This window comes from Soonwooa sp. T0.1_25 (genome assembly GCF_057652215.1).
Genome location: NZ_JBYFBZ010000002.1, coordinates 198,576 through 212,764, shown reverse-complemented (window position 1 = coordinate 212,764; position 14,189 = coordinate 198,576). Strand labels below are relative to the sequence as shown.

At 35.1% G+C, this 14,189-nt stretch carries 14 protein-coding genes and 1 riboswitch; of the genes, 10 read left to right on the top strand and 4 right to left on the bottom strand.

Annotated features, from left to right (window positions below):
* Positions 1 to 205: 205 nt before the first annotated feature.
* Both AC23MB_RS04095 and AC23MB_RS04090 read left to right on the top strand, forming a co-directional pair.
* Positions 206 to 2,650 (top strand): TonB-dependent receptor plug domain-containing protein, encoded by a 2,445-nt coding sequence (locus tag AC23MB_RS04095; RefSeq protein ID WP_374329397.1) that lies wholly within the window; start codon positions 206 to 208, stop codon positions 2,648 to 2,650.
* A 30-nt stretch (positions 2,651 to 2,680) separates the two neighbouring features.
* Entirely contained in the window at positions 2,681 to 3,901 is a 1,221-nt protein-coding gene (locus AC23MB_RS04090) for a Vmc-like lipoprotein signal peptide domain-containing protein (protein ID WP_487786584.1), read from the top strand.
* A 171-nt stretch (positions 3,902 to 4,072) separates the two neighbouring features.
* Here AC23MB_RS04090 and AC23MB_RS04085 read toward each other — a convergent pair whose 3' ends face one another.
* From AC23MB_RS04085 to gldB, 3 genes are all read right to left on the bottom strand, one after another.
* Complete coding sequence (locus tag AC23MB_RS04085) at positions 4,073 to 5,233, bottom strand: cystathionine gamma-synthase (protein WP_312322154.1); 1,161 nt, start codon at positions 5,231 to 5,233, stop codon at positions 4,073 to 4,075.
* A gap of 91 nt (positions 5,234 to 5,324) precedes the next feature.
* The gene (gene gldC, locus AC23MB_RS04080) at positions 5,325 to 5,648 is read right to left on the bottom strand and encodes a gliding motility protein GldC (protein WP_487786583.1); all 324 of its coding nucleotides are present in this window, start codon (positions 5,646 to 5,648) and stop codon (positions 5,325 to 5,327) included.
* Between the two features lie 10 nt (positions 5,649 to 5,658).
* Positions 5,659 to 6,654: a gliding motility lipoprotein GldB gene (gene gldB / locus AC23MB_RS04075; RefSeq protein WP_313027981.1), complete on the bottom strand. Its 996-nt coding sequence runs from the start codon at positions 6,652 to 6,654 to the stop codon at positions 5,659 to 5,661.
* A gap of 113 nt (positions 6,655 to 6,767) precedes the next feature.
* On the opposite strand from gldB, the gene AC23MB_RS04070 reads away from it, so the two are divergent.
* Genes AC23MB_RS04070 through AC23MB_RS04045 form a run of 6 tightly spaced genes read left to right on the top strand, consistent with a single transcriptional unit; the run spans position 6,768 to position 9,977 of the window.
* Positions 6,768 to 7,298 carry a GNAT family N-acetyltransferase gene (locus AC23MB_RS04070; RefSeq protein ID WP_313027983.1) on the top strand — a complete coding sequence of 177 codons (531 nt, stop codon included), beginning with the start codon at positions 6,768 to 6,770 and terminating at the stop codon, positions 7,296 to 7,298.
* Between the two features lie 21 nt (positions 7,299 to 7,319).
* Positions 7,320 to 8,111 (top strand): NAD(+) synthase, encoded by a 792-nt coding sequence (nadE, locus tag AC23MB_RS04065; RefSeq protein ID WP_312324802.1) that lies wholly within the window; start codon positions 7,320 to 7,322, stop codon positions 8,109 to 8,111.
* A gap of 9 nt (positions 8,112 to 8,120) precedes the next feature.
* Entirely contained in the window at positions 8,121 to 8,672 is a 552-nt protein-coding gene (locus AC23MB_RS04060; protein WP_312324801.1) for a ribonuclease domain-containing protein, read from the top strand.
* Between the two features lie 3 nt (positions 8,673 to 8,675).
* Positions 8,676 to 8,996, top strand: a complete 321-nt coding sequence (locus tag AC23MB_RS04055) for a barstar family protein (RefSeq protein ID WP_487786582.1) — start codon at positions 8,676 to 8,678, stop codon at positions 8,994 to 8,996.
* A 1-nt stretch (position 8,997) separates the two neighbouring features.
* Complete coding sequence (locus AC23MB_RS04050) at positions 8,998 to 9,438, top strand: GNAT family N-acetyltransferase (protein WP_312324741.1); 441 nt, start codon at positions 8,998 to 9,000, stop codon at positions 9,436 to 9,438.
* Positions 9,439 to 9,473: 35 nt separating this feature from the next.
* A complete protein-coding gene (locus AC23MB_RS04045) occupies positions 9,474 to 9,977 on the top strand; it encodes a DinB family protein (RefSeq protein ID WP_312324740.1) in 504 nt (167 codons plus the stop codon).
* Here the strand turns inward: AC23MB_RS04045 and AC23MB_RS04040 are convergent.
* Positions 9,974 to 10,546, bottom strand: coding sequence for an acyl carrier protein phosphodiesterase (locus tag AC23MB_RS04040; protein ID WP_487786581.1), 573 nt, complete (start codon positions 10,544 to 10,546; stop codon positions 9,974 to 9,976). The two genes, AC23MB_RS04045 and AC23MB_RS04040, sit on opposite strands and share 4 nt — an antisense overlap.
* A 192-nt stretch (positions 10,547 to 10,738) precedes the next feature.
* Positions 10,739 to 10,922, top strand: a riboswitch (cobalamin riboswitch).
* 108 nt (positions 10,923 to 11,030) lie between these two features.
* On the opposite strand from AC23MB_RS04040, the gene AC23MB_RS04035 reads away from it, so the two are divergent.
* Complete coding sequence (locus tag AC23MB_RS04035; RefSeq protein WP_487786580.1) at positions 11,031 to 13,055, top strand: TonB-dependent receptor plug domain-containing protein; 2,025 nt, start codon at positions 11,031 to 11,033, stop codon at positions 13,053 to 13,055.
* Positions 13,052 to 14,188 carry a YncE family protein gene (locus AC23MB_RS04030; RefSeq protein ID WP_487786579.1) on the top strand — a complete coding sequence of 379 codons (1,137 nt, stop codon included), beginning with the start codon at positions 13,052 to 13,054 and terminating at the stop codon, positions 14,186 to 14,188. The genes AC23MB_RS04035 and AC23MB_RS04030 overlap by 4 nt, the downstream gene beginning before the upstream one ends.
* Position 14,189: the final 1 nt, after the last annotated feature.

Genomic DNA, 14,189 nt, shown 5'->3' with positions numbered 1-14,189 from the left:
CTGTATTTTCCAAAATTGGTTTTCGATACTGCAAATTTAACTATAAATGAACGGAAGTTTATGTAAAATTCAGATGTTAAAATTAATTTAACATAAAGTGTAATTTCTTAATATTTTTTTAAAATTTAATTAAATCTTTCAATACGAATTCTCCTACTATACTTCAGTTCCTTTGTCAGCGAAGAAAAAAAGTAAGTAAGTAAAAATGAAAATCAACAAACTAAGCATCGGCGTATTATTCTTATTAGGAAGTACCACAATGCTATTAGCTCAACAAAAAAACGACACTGTTAAATCTACAAAAAATATCGAAGGTGTCATCATCCAAGGTAGCACCAAAAAAGGTAAAGAGTCTAACCTTATCAATTTACAAAGAAAATCTGTTGAAGTTATAGAACGAGTTGGTTCTGTACAATTAGAAAAACAAGGTGTTGGCGACGTGGCAACAGCAGTTACCAAAGCAACAGGAACGCAAAAGCAAGAAGGAAGCGGACAGATCTTTGTTCGTGGATTAGGAGATCGCTATAATGGTACAACTCTTAATGGTCTTGAAATTCCTTCTGATAATCCAGAATTCAAGAATATAAATTTAGAGATTTTCAAGACTTCGATGATCGAGTATCTTTCTTTGGATAAAGTATATAATCCTAGATTTTCTGGTGATTTTGGTGGTGCTAATATTGATATCGTTTCTAAAACACATGTAGGAAAACCGTATTTCAAAGTTGGTTTAGGAAGTTCTATCAATCTTCAGACTTTTGATAAGGCTAATTTTAAGATGCAAGATGGTGGACCAGGTTTTTTCGGTTTTAATGAGGCAACTTATAGAACAGGAAGTCCTTACGATAAATATCCTTTCACAACGAAATGGAATTTTAAAAACGCTCAGAATCCTTTTAATACCAATATGGATTTTGAAGGTGGTGCAAGACTAGGGAAGTTTATGTTGTTTGGATATGCAGGATTTGATAATTCTTACGAGTACAGCATCGGAAAAGAAGGTTTCTACTTCGCAAATGGTGATGCTAACAAAGATTATAACGTTGAGAAGTCAGATTATAAAACGAACACAACAGCGTTATTGAATGTTGACTATAAAATTAACGCGAATAATAAATTAAAATTTACGACTAACTACATACATTCATCTCAGCAAGAAGCAAAAATCTACAATGGTTATGCTTATGACGTTGATAGAAATGTAATTATTAACAGAGGTGATAATAAGTTAACCGACACTTGGATTAATCAGCTTTTCGGTAATCATAACATCAATGGTAGTTGGACTTTAGATTGGGCTTTAGCATTTAACCTGATGAATAGCAAAAGACCAGATCGTATGCAGAATACTATTAATGCAGAGACTAACGAATTCTTGGCAAGTAGTGCAATTAGTAATCACAGATATTTTGATGAGTTAAAAGATAAAACCTATCTAGGACATCTTTATTTAACTAAAAAGTTTAACCAAAATTATAAATTGGTTGTCGGTTATGATGGGTCATACAAGGATAGACAGTTTAACCAAACAACTTTGGGGATGAACTTCACAACCTCAGTACCTGTTAATTATCAAGATATTGATGCCTTCATTAATGCTTATAATAATAGTTTATTTATTTATAATATTCAAAAAAGTAATTATTCTATCAAAAGAAATATCCAGTCTGGTTTTGCAAACTTTGATATGAATTTGTCAGATAAATTTACTTTGCAAATCGGTGGAAGATTCGACTATATTGATTTTGATATGGCTTGGAAAGACATCTTAGATGACAGTACAAGAAAAAAACAATACAACAAGTTTTTGCCAGCACTTAATGCTAAATATAGCATAAATGATCGACAAAACTTGAGATTCTCAGCTTCTAAAACCTATACATTACCTCAACCAAAAGAGTTGATCCCGATTGCTTATTATGATGTAACTGCTAACGTATATGGTAATCCATATTTGTATCCTTCAGATAATTATAATGCGGATCTTAAATGGGAGTTTTTCCCGAAAACTGGAGAGATAATCTCTTTGACAGCTTTTGGTAAGTACATCCAAAACCCAATCGGTAGAAGTACATATTCTTCTGCTTCTCCAAGTGATATGACGTTTTTCAATATTGCAAATTGGGGTTATATCTATGGTGCTGAAGCAGAAATTAGAAAGGATATATTTAGTTGGGACAAATCAAAAATTTATGCTTTTGTGAACGGAACATTTATGCAGTCGAAACAAGAGCTAAAAAATGAAACCGAACTAGCTAAAGAAAACAACGGAAAAACTGCACAGTTCAGCAAATTAGAAAATGATGTGCAAGGTGTTGCAAAATTCTTAGCTAATGCTAATGTTGGATATAATTATAAATGGGGTGGCGATAATACTGTTGATCTAGTTGTTTCTTACTCTCGTGTAGGTAAAAATCTTTACTCTATCGGTACTAACAAAGTTGGTGACTTCTATGAGCTTGCAAAAGATATCTTAGATGTTAATATCAATTTTTCGCTAAAACAAATAGGTATCGGGATTAGCGGCAAAAATCTACTAAATCCGCATTCTAAAATTGAACAGATTAATGATGCCGGAACTTTCATCCATAAAGATTATACGAGAGGTCGTCAAGTTGGCCTTAGTTTAACATACAAATTTTCAAAATAATTAAAAGTAAATATTTAAAATCTAAGTAAAATGAAAAAAACATTTTTAAAAGCTATTCTTGGTTTATCATTAGTAGCGTCTACAACAGCAGTAGTGGTATCTTGTAATGATAAGAACAATGATGATCCAGTAGTAGTTGATAACTCTGGTATCGATGCAAATAACTTTAAAGGTGATATTACAAAAAATGTAACATTAGATCCAGCTAAAGTATATACCATTACAGGTAAAGTTGCAGTTAAAGCGGGAGCTTCTCTTACAATCCCTGAAGGTACACAGATTAAAGTAGCTGAAGGTGCTAATTATCTAGTCGTAGAAAGAGGAGCTAAAATTTTCATCAATGGTTCTGCTGCTAAGCCAGTTGTATTCGAAGGTACAGCACATAAGCAAGGACATTGGGGAGGTATCGTAGTTTTAGGTAATGCACCATCTAACAGAAGTGCTGCTGGAACTTCAACTTCAGAATTAGGAGATTTAACATACGGAGGAACAGATAAAGCTGATAACTCCGGTGTTATTAAGTATGTAGTTATTAAAGATTCAGGTTATAAATACAACCCAGAGAAAGAATTTAACGGTCTTTCATTATTTGGTGTTGGTAGCGGAACAACAGTTTCTTATGTATATGTAACTAATGGTGCTGATGATGGTGTAGAGATGTTTGGTGGTAACGTTAATGTTGATCACATTGTAGTAACAGGAGTTGGAGACGATTCTTTTGACTGGACAGAAAGCTGGAGTGGTACTGTAGATTATCTTTATGCTGCAAGAATGAAAGCATTTATGGGTGCAGTTGAGCCAGGTAACAGAGGTATCGAAGCAGATAGCCAAGATACAGATCCTAACACAACTAATGGTGCTAATGGTGGTGTATCTAACCCAACAGTTAAAAATGCTACTTTCATCGGAAATACTGCAGGTGCAGAATCTCAAGGTATGAAAATCAGAGCAGGATCTCAAGGTAGTTTTGATAATATCGTTATCGCAAACTTTCAAACAGGTTTAGATTTCGAAACGGATAGAACTTATACTTGGTTCAATAGCGGTACAAAAATTAACAATGTACGTTTTGTAAATGTTGGTACAGAATGGAAAGCGAAAGCAACAACAGCTAACCCAAATCCAGATTTATCTAAAGCTTTCACAAAGAGTGCTGATGCTAGAGGTGCTGGTAACGGTACTGCATTGCCAGAGTGGGCAAAAGGATGGACTGGACTTAATAGTTTTGACGTAGCTGATGCTGGTAACTAATCCAACGTATTTTAGAAATTAAACACAAAAGCTTTTTTTTCTTCATATTACTTTAAAACAAATCCCGAATCATTTATTTGATTCGGGATTTTATTTTTTTAATTAAACGATTAAACGATTAAAAGATTAATTTTGACCATCAACCATCAACCATCAACCATCAACCAAAACCTACTTCAGAGCTTGCTCAAGATCAGCGATAAGATCTTCGATATCTTCGATACCAGCACTTAATCTTACCAAATCATCTGTGATGCCAAGTTCTGCACGTTTCTCCGCTGGGATAGAAGCATGTGTCATTAACGCAGGATGATTTGCAAGAGATTCTACACCACCAAGAGATTCAGCCAATGTGAAAACTTTTAGATTTTCTAAAAACTTAATAGCATCTTCCTTTTTACCTGATTTAAAAGTGAAAGAAACCATACCTCCGAATTCTGCCATTTGTTTTTTAGCCAATTCGTATTGTGGATGATTTTTTGATCCTGGATAGAATACTTTATCAATCGCAGGATGATTTTCTAAAAACTCAGCGACTTTAACACCGTTTTCGCTGTGACGTTGCATTCTAAGAGATAAAGTTTTGATCCCTCTTAATACCAAATAAGAGTCATGTGGACCCAAAATCCCGCCACTTGCAAATTGGATAAAGTGAAGCTGTTCGCCCAACTCAGGTGTTTTTGCAACCAAAGCACCAGCAACAACGTCAGAGTGTCCACCTAGATATTTAGTCGCAGAATGCATTACGATGTCAGCACCAAGATCAATTGGTCTTTGGATGTAAGGTGTCGCAAATGTATTGTCAACAGCTACCAAAATATTTTTTCCTTTTACTAAATCAGTTACCGCTTTTATATCCACCAATTTCATCAAAGGATTGGTTGGTGTTTCTAACCAAATCAATTTTGTTTTGTCTGTGATTACATCTTTAATCGTATCAACTTCGTCAAAGTTTACAAAACTGAATTTAATCTGATATTTGTCAAATAATCTTGTGAACATTCTGTAAGTTCCACCATAAAGGTCGTCAACTGCAATCACTTCGTCACCAGGACTTAGTAATTTTAGAACACAATCAATCGCAGCCAATCCTGATCCGAAAGTTAAACCTCTTGCACCATTTTCGATAGAAGCCAAAGCATCTTCCAAAGCTTGACGTGTTGGGTTTGCACCTCTAGAATATTCGTAGCCAGCTTTTAGTTGACCTGGACTTTTTTGCGCAAATGTTGATGTTAAAAATACGGGTACATTAACAGATCCTGTGTGTGGCTCGTGTTGTTGTCCACCGTGGATCACTTTTGTATTGAATTTCATATTTTTTTTATTTTTTATTATTTTAAAATCGATTATGAATTATGAATTAATTTTGCTAAAAACTAAAAATACAAATCTTTAATCCTTAATCCTTAATCCTTAATCTAAACTACTTAATTGCTGACTTCACTGCAAATTCTTCAGCGACTTCACCTAGCCATTCTGCTACATCATCTTCGCCAGTTGCACGTTGATAAGAGTGACCTAACGACACCAAAATCTGGTGAAAAAACTGCTTCATGTGGTCTACTTGCATATCCTTCGTCCAAAGATCGATACGAAGTGCTTCCTTTGCGTTGTCATCCCAAACCGAAATCATCGTTGCTTTAGTTTCTTGCGCATTAATGCCCCCATCTTCAGCATTCCAAGTCATTTTTTCGGGAACGTGGTTTTCGTCAAGTTCCACATTTATAGTTATTTGGGTCTTTCTCATTGTATGTAATTTATTTAATTTCTTTTGGTTTGTAGCCAGATCCGTTAAAGATATCGGTGGCGTTTTTGTTTAAAAATTCAGGGATTTTGACATTTGGATTTTTCGCTAAATATTCTCTACAGATTTGCCATCCCGTCCACACACCAACTTGTGGCGAACTATCTTTATCGATTTCTGTATAGAATTTAGAAAATGGTCCTGGTTGGATAAATCGTCCAGCCAATTCGGGATCAGATTTAAAGAGATAATCGTTTTCAACAAAGTAATTCCAAATGTTAAATTCGTTTGCAATGTTCCATTCTTCCTGTTCTTTGGTGTAATTTATTTTTAAAAAATCAGGCGTTTCAGGTAAGAAAATATCTTGCAAAATCTGGATTTTCCCATTGTATACCAATTCATCAATAAATTTTGATTCCGTCGGTTTTCTCGGCACCATTTGTTCAGCAAAAGACATTGACACTTTTGGGACGATATTACTAGGATTCATTGATTTTTGAATATACTTATCGATACCGTTGTAAGCTTTGTTATCCATTCCCATAAAAGCCGAAACATCTATGAATAGATAGTTTTCTTCGGGTTTATAAAAAATAGGAGCCAGCATACTTTCGTAATAAACTGCGGTTGAATACAGGAAAACTTTTGGCGCTTTAAAGTTCGGGAAATACGTTTTAATATGCGAAAAAAGTGCAGCTAAATCTTTATTAAGTTTAGCCTTATCAATTTTCGAAATGGCGTCTTTATAGATTTTTATTTCCTCAGGATCTTTTCTGCGTTCTACAAAAACATTGTCTGGAACCGTCCCTTGGAACCACGGAAAATCTTTCTTAAAATCTTCCATACTCACATTCGGGTCGTATAACTTTTCCGAAATGTCCACCAAATCAATTTTCTGTATCGGGTTTTTAACTTCCTGTTCCCATTGCGGTTTTTCAGCATCTTTTTTACAAGAGTTAAGACCAAACAGACAAGCGATTATCGATAGACTTACTATAAGTTTTTTCATTTTTTAGATACTTTTGTAAACTTTCTTTTAAAAATCAAATTTTCTCTAAAGTAGGCTAGAAAATAATCTTTAATTTTACTCAAGAATTTGAAACCACAAAAATAAGAATTTTAATGTTGCTCAACACCTTCGAAACCGAAAGATTAATTTTAAGACCTTTAGAATTGCAAGATGCTGATAGACTGTATCTTTTGGACAGTAATCCAGAAGTTATGAAGTACATCGGGATGCCTGCTTTAACCGCGCAAGAAGAATCTGTGAAAGTTATAGAGATGATTCGTAATCAATATCAGCGTTTTGGCATTGGCAGATTTGCTGTTGTAGAAAAAGAATCTGGACTGTTAGTGGGTTGGAGTGGATTAAAATTTAACGATTCCGAAATTAATGGTTTCAAAGATTTTTACGAATTGGGTTATCGTTTTCTTCCCGAAACTTGGGGGAAAGGTTACGCTTCCGAAACAGGAAAAGCCTTTGTTGATAAGTTTTTTGATGAGATGAAACTTAAAAATCTTTACGCTTACGCACATTCCGAAAATGGTGCTTCCAATCATGTTCTTACCAAATTAGGTTTTACTAAAACTGGAACTTTTACAGAACCTGATGGCAATTGTTTTTGGTATGAAATGACTTCGAAACCGAATTAAAATTTAAATAAAATAAATAAAATGCAATCCGAAAAAATAATTAATCATATTGTTAACTGGCTGAAAGATTACGCACAAAATTCTGGGATGAAAGGCTTTGTAGTCGGCGTTTCTGGCGGGATAGATTCTGCCGTTGTGTCGATGTTGGCTGCAAAAACTGGTCTTAAAGTTTTGTTGTTAGAAATGCCAATTCGTCAAAAAGAAGATCAAGTCAATCGTGCGCAAGATCACATCGAAGATCTAAAATCAAAATTTTCTAATGTTGAAAGTTTTCGTGTGGATTTGACGCCGACATTTGATACGTTCCAAAAAACGGTTGATGTTAAAGACCAAGATTTCCCAGCAGAGCAATTGGCTTTAGCCAATTCTCGTTCGCGACTTAGGATGTTGACGTTGTATTATTATGGACAAATTCATGGACTTTTGGTAACAGGAACTGGGAACAAAGTTGAAGATTTTGGTGTCGGATTTTTCACAAAATATGGCGATGGTGGTGTTGATATTTCGCCAATTGCTGATTTGTACAAAACACAAATCTATGAGTTAGCGAGGCATCTTGAAATTATCGAAAGTATCCAAAAAGCGATACCAACGGACGGTCTTTGGGACGTTGAAAGAACCGACGAGCAGCAGATTGGTGCAACTTATCCAGAACTGGAGTGGGCTATGGAGCAAGATCAAAGTTTAACACCTGATCATTTTGAAGGAAGACAACGTGAAGTCTTCGAAAAGTATCAAAAGATGCATCGTGCAACCTTGCACAAGGTTAATCCCATCCCAATTTGTGATATTCCAGAGGAGTATAAATCTTAATTTTTTTTAATGAATCCAAAACTTAAAACCTTTTTATTCTTCTTTTTTGGCGCCTTGGCGGGTATTGCGGTGATGTATGTCATTAATCCACCAAAATCTGACAAAGCTGTAGACACTGAAATTACGACAAATGCTAATCGTCAAAATTCAGATTTTAATCAAGAAAAAAATCCCCAAAAAGGAACTGAAAACGATAACAAAAAGTCTTCTAATAATTATAGCGGACAATCAATTGATGAGCTGACAAAACAATCGGTTGTTGTAGCTTATCTTAAAACGCATCAAAAACTTCCTGATTATTATATCACTAAGAAAGCAGCAAAATCTTCTGGTTGGGAAGCTAGCAAAGGAAATCTTTGTGATGTTTTGCCAGGAAGAGCTATCGGCGGAGACAAATTCACGAACCGTGAAAAAAATCTGCCAACGCAAAAAGGACGTAACTATTACGAAGCCGATCTCAACTACAATTGTGGACGTAGAAATGCTGACAGAGTTGTTTTTAGCAACGATGGTTTAATCTTCGTAACAACCGATCATTACAAAACTTTTCAAGAACAATAGAACATGGAAAAAACAATATATATCGACTTTGTAGATTTGGGCGACTACGAAGATTTTTATGCTCAATTAAAAACTAAATTAACACTTCCAGATTATTTTGGAGATAATCTAGATGCTTTGTACGACGTTATTTCGGGCGATTTAGAAATGCCACTTCATATCGAATTTGTCAACATGATGGTTGATCAACTGGAGACTTTTGAAGATCTTTTAACAACTTTGGAAGATGCAGAAGAAGAGGTTGAAGGCTTTACGTTTTCATATTATTTGGAGCAATTCGAAGATGACGAAGATGCCGATTCAGAAGACGATTTAACAGATTAAGATGATTAGAAAAGTTGATATAAAAGACTTGGATGCTCTGTCAAAATTATTTGACAACTATCGAATATTTTATCATAAAAACTCGGATATCGAAGCTGCAAAAAGCTTTTTAACAGAAAGAATAAAAAATAAAGAATCCGAAATTTTTGTTGCGGAATTCGAAAATAATTTGGTAGGTTTTGTACAATTATTTCCTATTTTTTCGTCTACAAGAATGCAGCGATATTGGTTGCTAAACGATTTATTTGTCGATGAAAATTACAGAGGAAGATCTTATTCTAAAGCTCTACTAGAAGCAGCCAAAGAGCTTTGTCGCGATACAAATGCATGTGGAATGTTGCTGGAAACAGGTAAGCAAAACGAAATTGGTAACCAATTATATCCTTCCTGTGGCTTCAAAAAATATGATGAAGTTAATTTTTTCGAATGGGTTAACGAATAATTGTTATCTTTAAATAATATTCAAAAACTATAACTATGACAGATTTCGAAAAATACATCCAGCGCTATTTGGATTTGGTTCCAGATGAAGAATGGATTGATGCTCTAGACACTTCGGGCGGAAAAACTTTTGGTATTTTCAGTGATTTGACTGAGGAACAAGGACTTTTTGCTTATGACAATGGCAAGTGGACACTCAAAGAATTATTACAACATTTAATAGATACCGAGAAAGTTTTTGCGTATCGTGCCATGACTTTTGCAAGGCAAGATCAAACAGAATTGCCAGGTTTTGATGAAGAACTTTGGGCTAAAAATTCTCATGCAAATGATAGAAGCCTGGAAAACCTCATCGACGAATTTTCTTTTGTCAGAAAAGGAAGTATCTTATTTTTTGATGATTTGTCAGAAGAAGTTTTGCAGCTAAAAGGTGCAGCCAACGGCAATGCTTTAAGTGTTGAAACTATCGGAAAACTGATTGTTGGTCACAATATTCATCATCTTAATATTATCGAAGAAAGATATTTGTCGAAGCTTTAAATTTTTAAATCCAAAGTATCGAGATAAGATTTAATATCGGGAAAGAAAATCTCAAATTCTTTTCCGATTTCTTTTTTATGGCTCAAAAATGCTTCAAAAACGGGAATGTCTTTTTCCAAATATTTGGCTTTGTTGAGGACATTTTTCGTGCTAAATTTGATGCCCCAATCTTCGCGATAATTGTACAACCAATTGTCTTCTTCCATTTTTTTGAGCATAATTTTAAAATTTTCTGGAAGCCATTCTTCATATTGCCAAAGTGTTTTGTAGACTTTTTGGGAATGTTCAAAAAGTGCTCCATCCGAAATAGAGTGCGCCACAAAATAATCGAACGCAACATCAACAAAAGCCCCTACATAAAGCCTTACCAAAGGACTAAATACTTTTTTTGCTTGCGAAATTGCTGGATGTGTATCGGTGAAACTATCAATGGCGCGATGTAGTTTGATGCCTTTTTGAATTTCTAAAGGGAAATTTTCGCGCTCATTATTTTTGATGAAATCTGCAATCATATTCCCGACAAGTTGCCCGTCAGTAAAGGATAAATAGGAGTGTGCAAGATAATTCATTATAATGTTTGTGCGATTTTTTGTGTTATAAAAGTAAATACAATTTAAGTAATTTATTTCTTTTAAATGCTGTTTTTGTACAAAGCAAATGTTATTACATTAGATAAATTTTTCTAGAATAATTTAAAAATTAGGAAAATTATTTGTGATTTTGGACTTTAACGAAAAAGGCTTTCTTGTTTAATAAAAATTTAATACTTTTGCAAAACTGGTGAGCTATAAAAAGCTTTAAAAGGGAACTGGGTGAAAATCCCAGACAGACCCGCTGCTGTAAGCTTCACGCAAGGTTTTTGGTAACAATATCCACTGTTCTTAGAATGGGAAGGATTCCAAAAATGAAGTAAGTCAGAAGACCTGCCAGTATGTTTAACGTTTGACGCTTTCGTGGAATAAAGCCTAGAACAACGAAGTTACTGTGCAGTTTTTGCGCTGTTGCTTTGTATTCTTATTTTCCATTAGCGTCATCATTATTCTAAATGAGCTAATGGTGACACGACTTTTTTTATCGGTTTTTCAAGCGGCATTTCTTGTGGCTTTTTTTGTGATGTCTTTAGTTTTTGGACAGAGTAAAGATAGTATTTCCAAAAAAGAAATCACGGAAGTTATTCTTTTCAAACGCGATTTGAAAGATGTAATTCCTGCACAAACCTTAAGTGGAGAAGACTTGCAACGCTTGAGCAGTCAATCGGTTGCGGATGCTTTACGTTATTTTTCGGGAGTCCAGATCAAAGATTATGGCGGCGTTGGTGGTCTAAAAACTATTAATGTACGAAGTTTGGGAAGCCAACATGTTGGCGTTTTTTATGATGGTATCCAGCTCGGAAATGCACAAAATGGTTTGGTCGATTTGGGGCGTTATTCTTTAGATGATCTCGAAGGTATTTCCTTATATAATGGTCAAAAAAGTGAAATCTTCCAACCGGCAAAGGATTTTGCTTCTGCAAGTGCTATTTATCTTCAAACCAAAACACCTTCGTTTACTGGAAACAAAAAAACAAATCTTTCTATTCGTCTCAAAAATGGCACGATACAATTATTTAATCCTTCTTTTAGGCTAGAGCAAAAATTGTCAGACAAAATTGCGTTTAGTTTTAGTTCTGAATATTTGGAAAGTGATGGCGTGTATAAGTTTCGCTATTTCAAAAGATATCCAGATGGCGCGATTGCGTATGACACGATTGCAAAAAGACAAGATTCGGATATTAAAGCCAAACGTTTTGAAACCACAATAAATGGAATAATCCGTAACGGAACTTGGAATATTCGTGGTTACGCCTATAACTCTAACCGTGGCATTCCTGCGGCCATTGTTAACGGTAGATTTGGTGCTCGTGGTTCTAGGATGACGGATGACAATTACTTTGTGCAAGGCACTTTTAGAAAGAAACTTTTTCCAAAATTCGAAACCCAACTTAAAGCCAAGTTCGCTTACGATTACACGTATTATGCGGACACGGTGCGTACAGAATATGTGATCAGATTCGAGAATTCTTACATCCAACGTGAAGTTTACGTTAGTTCTTCTAACATCTACACGATTACACCGAGTTGGGATATCAGCTTAAATGGTGATTTCCAGTTTAATAATTTAGATGCCAATTTAATCAACTTTTCATACCCTACACGTTATACCAATTTGGTGGCTTTAGCGTCGACTTATCAATGGAATCGACTGCGTTTTATGGGAAGTCTTCTAGGAACTTTCGTGCACGAAAATGTTGAGAAAAATGCGAAATCTCCAGACCGACGAGAGTGGACGCCTGCTTTCTATGCTGCTTATCAGCCTTTCAATACTAAAGATTTAACGTTAAGAGCTTTTTATAAACGGATTTTTAGAATGCCAACTTTTAATGATTTGTATTATACCAACATCGGAAATACCTATTTGAAACCGGAATATACCACGCAATACGATGTCGGTTTTACCTATCATAAAAATTTTAGAAATGATTTTTTTCAAGAATTTTATTTAAAAGCTGATGCTTACTACAATGAAGTTTTGGACAAAATTGTTGCAGCGCCTAATGGTAGTATGTTCCGTTGGTTGATGATGAATCTTGGACGTGTAGAGATCCGAGGTGTGGACGTTAACCTACAGTCTACTATTAAAATTGGAAATGTAAAACTAAAACCATTGCTTTCCTACACTTATCAAAAAGCGCAGGATGTTAGCGATCCTGAAGATACGTTTTATAAAAATCAAATTCCGTATACGCCGTGGCACAGTGGGACTTTCACGATGATGGCGGACTATAAAGATTGGAGTTTTAACTACAGCGCAATCTATGTTGGCGAGCGTTATGATGTTAACCAAGATAATATTAAGTACAACTATGTGCAACCTTGGTATACGCACGATTTGTCGGTGCAAAAAATCTTCCGATGGAAGCAGCAGCAGTTTAAAGCAAGTTTGGAGCTGAACAATATTTTCAATCAGTATTACGACGTGGTTATCAATTTTCCGATGCCTGGCAGAAGTTTCCGTCTTATCCTTAATTACACTTTATGAAATATCTAAAACTATATTTTTCATTTTCACTTTTATTGTTGATTTTTTCTTGTCGAACGGATGATGTTATTGTTCGCCCCGAAGTAGAATCTGGTCTAGAACCACCTCAAAATACCGCCATCAAAGGTTTCTATCTTTTAAATGAAGGTAATATGGGAAGTAACAAGTCGACTTTGGATTATTTCGACTATGCAACGGGAACGTATCACCGAAATATCTACGCCGATATTAATCCCGAAGTGGTTAAAGAATTGGGGGATGTTGGTAACGATATTAAAATCTACGGCAGCAAAATGTATGTTGTGGTTAATGTTTCAAACAAAATTGAAGTTCTCGATGCTAAAACCGCCAAACGTATCAAAACGATTAAACTTCAAAACTGCCGTTATATGACCTTCAAAGATGGGAAAGCCTATGCCAGTAGTTATGCTGGTCCAGTGGTTTTGGACCCTAACGCACCAATCGGTAAAGTCGCGGAGATAGATACACTTTCTTTGGCGATTACCAGAGAGGTAACAGTGGGTTATCAACCTGAAGAAATGCAAATAATCGGGAATAGACTTTATGTCGCCAATTCGGGTGGTTATCGTTTTCCGAATTATGATAAAACCGTATCGGAAGTAGATTTAACAACATTTAAAGAATTAAGAAAAATAGATGTTGCGATTAATCTTCACCATATCGAAAAAGATAATTATGGCGATCTTTATGTAAGTTCTCGCGGCGATTATTACACGGTTCCGTCAAGTTTATATTTACTGGATCCCGTTTCGGGACAGGTTAAAAAAGATTTTGGCGTGGCGGTCAGCGAGATGACGATTGTTAATGACAAACTCTATTATTATGGTAATGAGTTTAATTACAACACGCACACCTACACCAAATCTTTCGGAATTATTGATGTTAAAACCGAACAAATTATTTCTAAAAACATCATTGAACCTACTTATGCAAACGCTATAAAAACGCCTTATGGCATTGCGGTTAATCCTATTACGGAAGACATCTATATGACAGATGCTCGCAATTATGTATCGATGGGATTTGTGTATTGTTTTGATAAAAATGGAAAATTCAAATGGAAAACAGAAGCCGGAAATATCCCTGCGCATTTTGTTTTTCTGTACAAATAAA

Coding starts and splice junctions, on each gene's coding strand:
- gldB (WP_313027981.1), bottom strand. CDS start 6,654: ATGAAAAAACTTATAGTAAGTCTATCGATAATCGCTTGTCTGTTTGGT.
- nadE (WP_312324802.1), top strand. CDS start 7,320: ATGCAATCCGAAAAAATAATTAATCATATTGTTAACTGGCTGAAAGAT.
- AC23MB_RS04045 (WP_312324740.1), top strand. CDS start 9,474: ATGACAGATTTCGAAAAATACATCCAGCGCTATTTGGATTTGGTTCCA.
- AC23MB_RS04030 (WP_487786579.1), top strand. CDS start 13,052: ATGAAATATCTAAAACTATATTTTTCATTTTCACTTTTATTGTTGATT.
- AC23MB_RS04095 (WP_374329397.1), top strand. CDS start 206: ATGAAAATCAACAAACTAAGCATCGGCGTATTATTCTTATTAGGAAGT.
- AC23MB_RS04070 (WP_313027983.1), top strand. CDS start 6,768: ATGTTGCTCAACACCTTCGAAACCGAAAGATTAATTTTAAGACCTTTA.
- AC23MB_RS04040 (WP_487786581.1), bottom strand. CDS start 10,546: ATGAATTATCTTGCACACTCCTATTTATCCTTTACTGACGGGCAACTT.
- AC23MB_RS04055 (WP_487786582.1), top strand. CDS start 8,676: ATGGAAAAAACAATATATATCGACTTTGTAGATTTGGGCGACTACGAA.
- AC23MB_RS04090 (WP_487786584.1), top strand. CDS start 2,681: ATGAAAAAAACATTTTTAAAAGCTATTCTTGGTTTATCATTAGTAGCG.
- AC23MB_RS04060 (WP_312324801.1), top strand. CDS start 8,121: ATGAATCCAAAACTTAAAACCTTTTTATTCTTCTTTTTTGGCGCCTTG.
- AC23MB_RS04035 (WP_487786580.1), top strand. CDS start 11,031: ATGGTGACACGACTTTTTTTATCGGTTTTTCAAGCGGCATTTCTTGTG.
- gldC (WP_487786583.1), bottom strand. CDS start 5,648: ATGAGAAAGACCCAAATAACTATAAATGTGGAACTTGACGAAAACCAC.
- AC23MB_RS04050 (WP_312324741.1), top strand. CDS start 8,998: ATGATTAGAAAAGTTGATATAAAAGACTTGGATGCTCTGTCAAAATTA.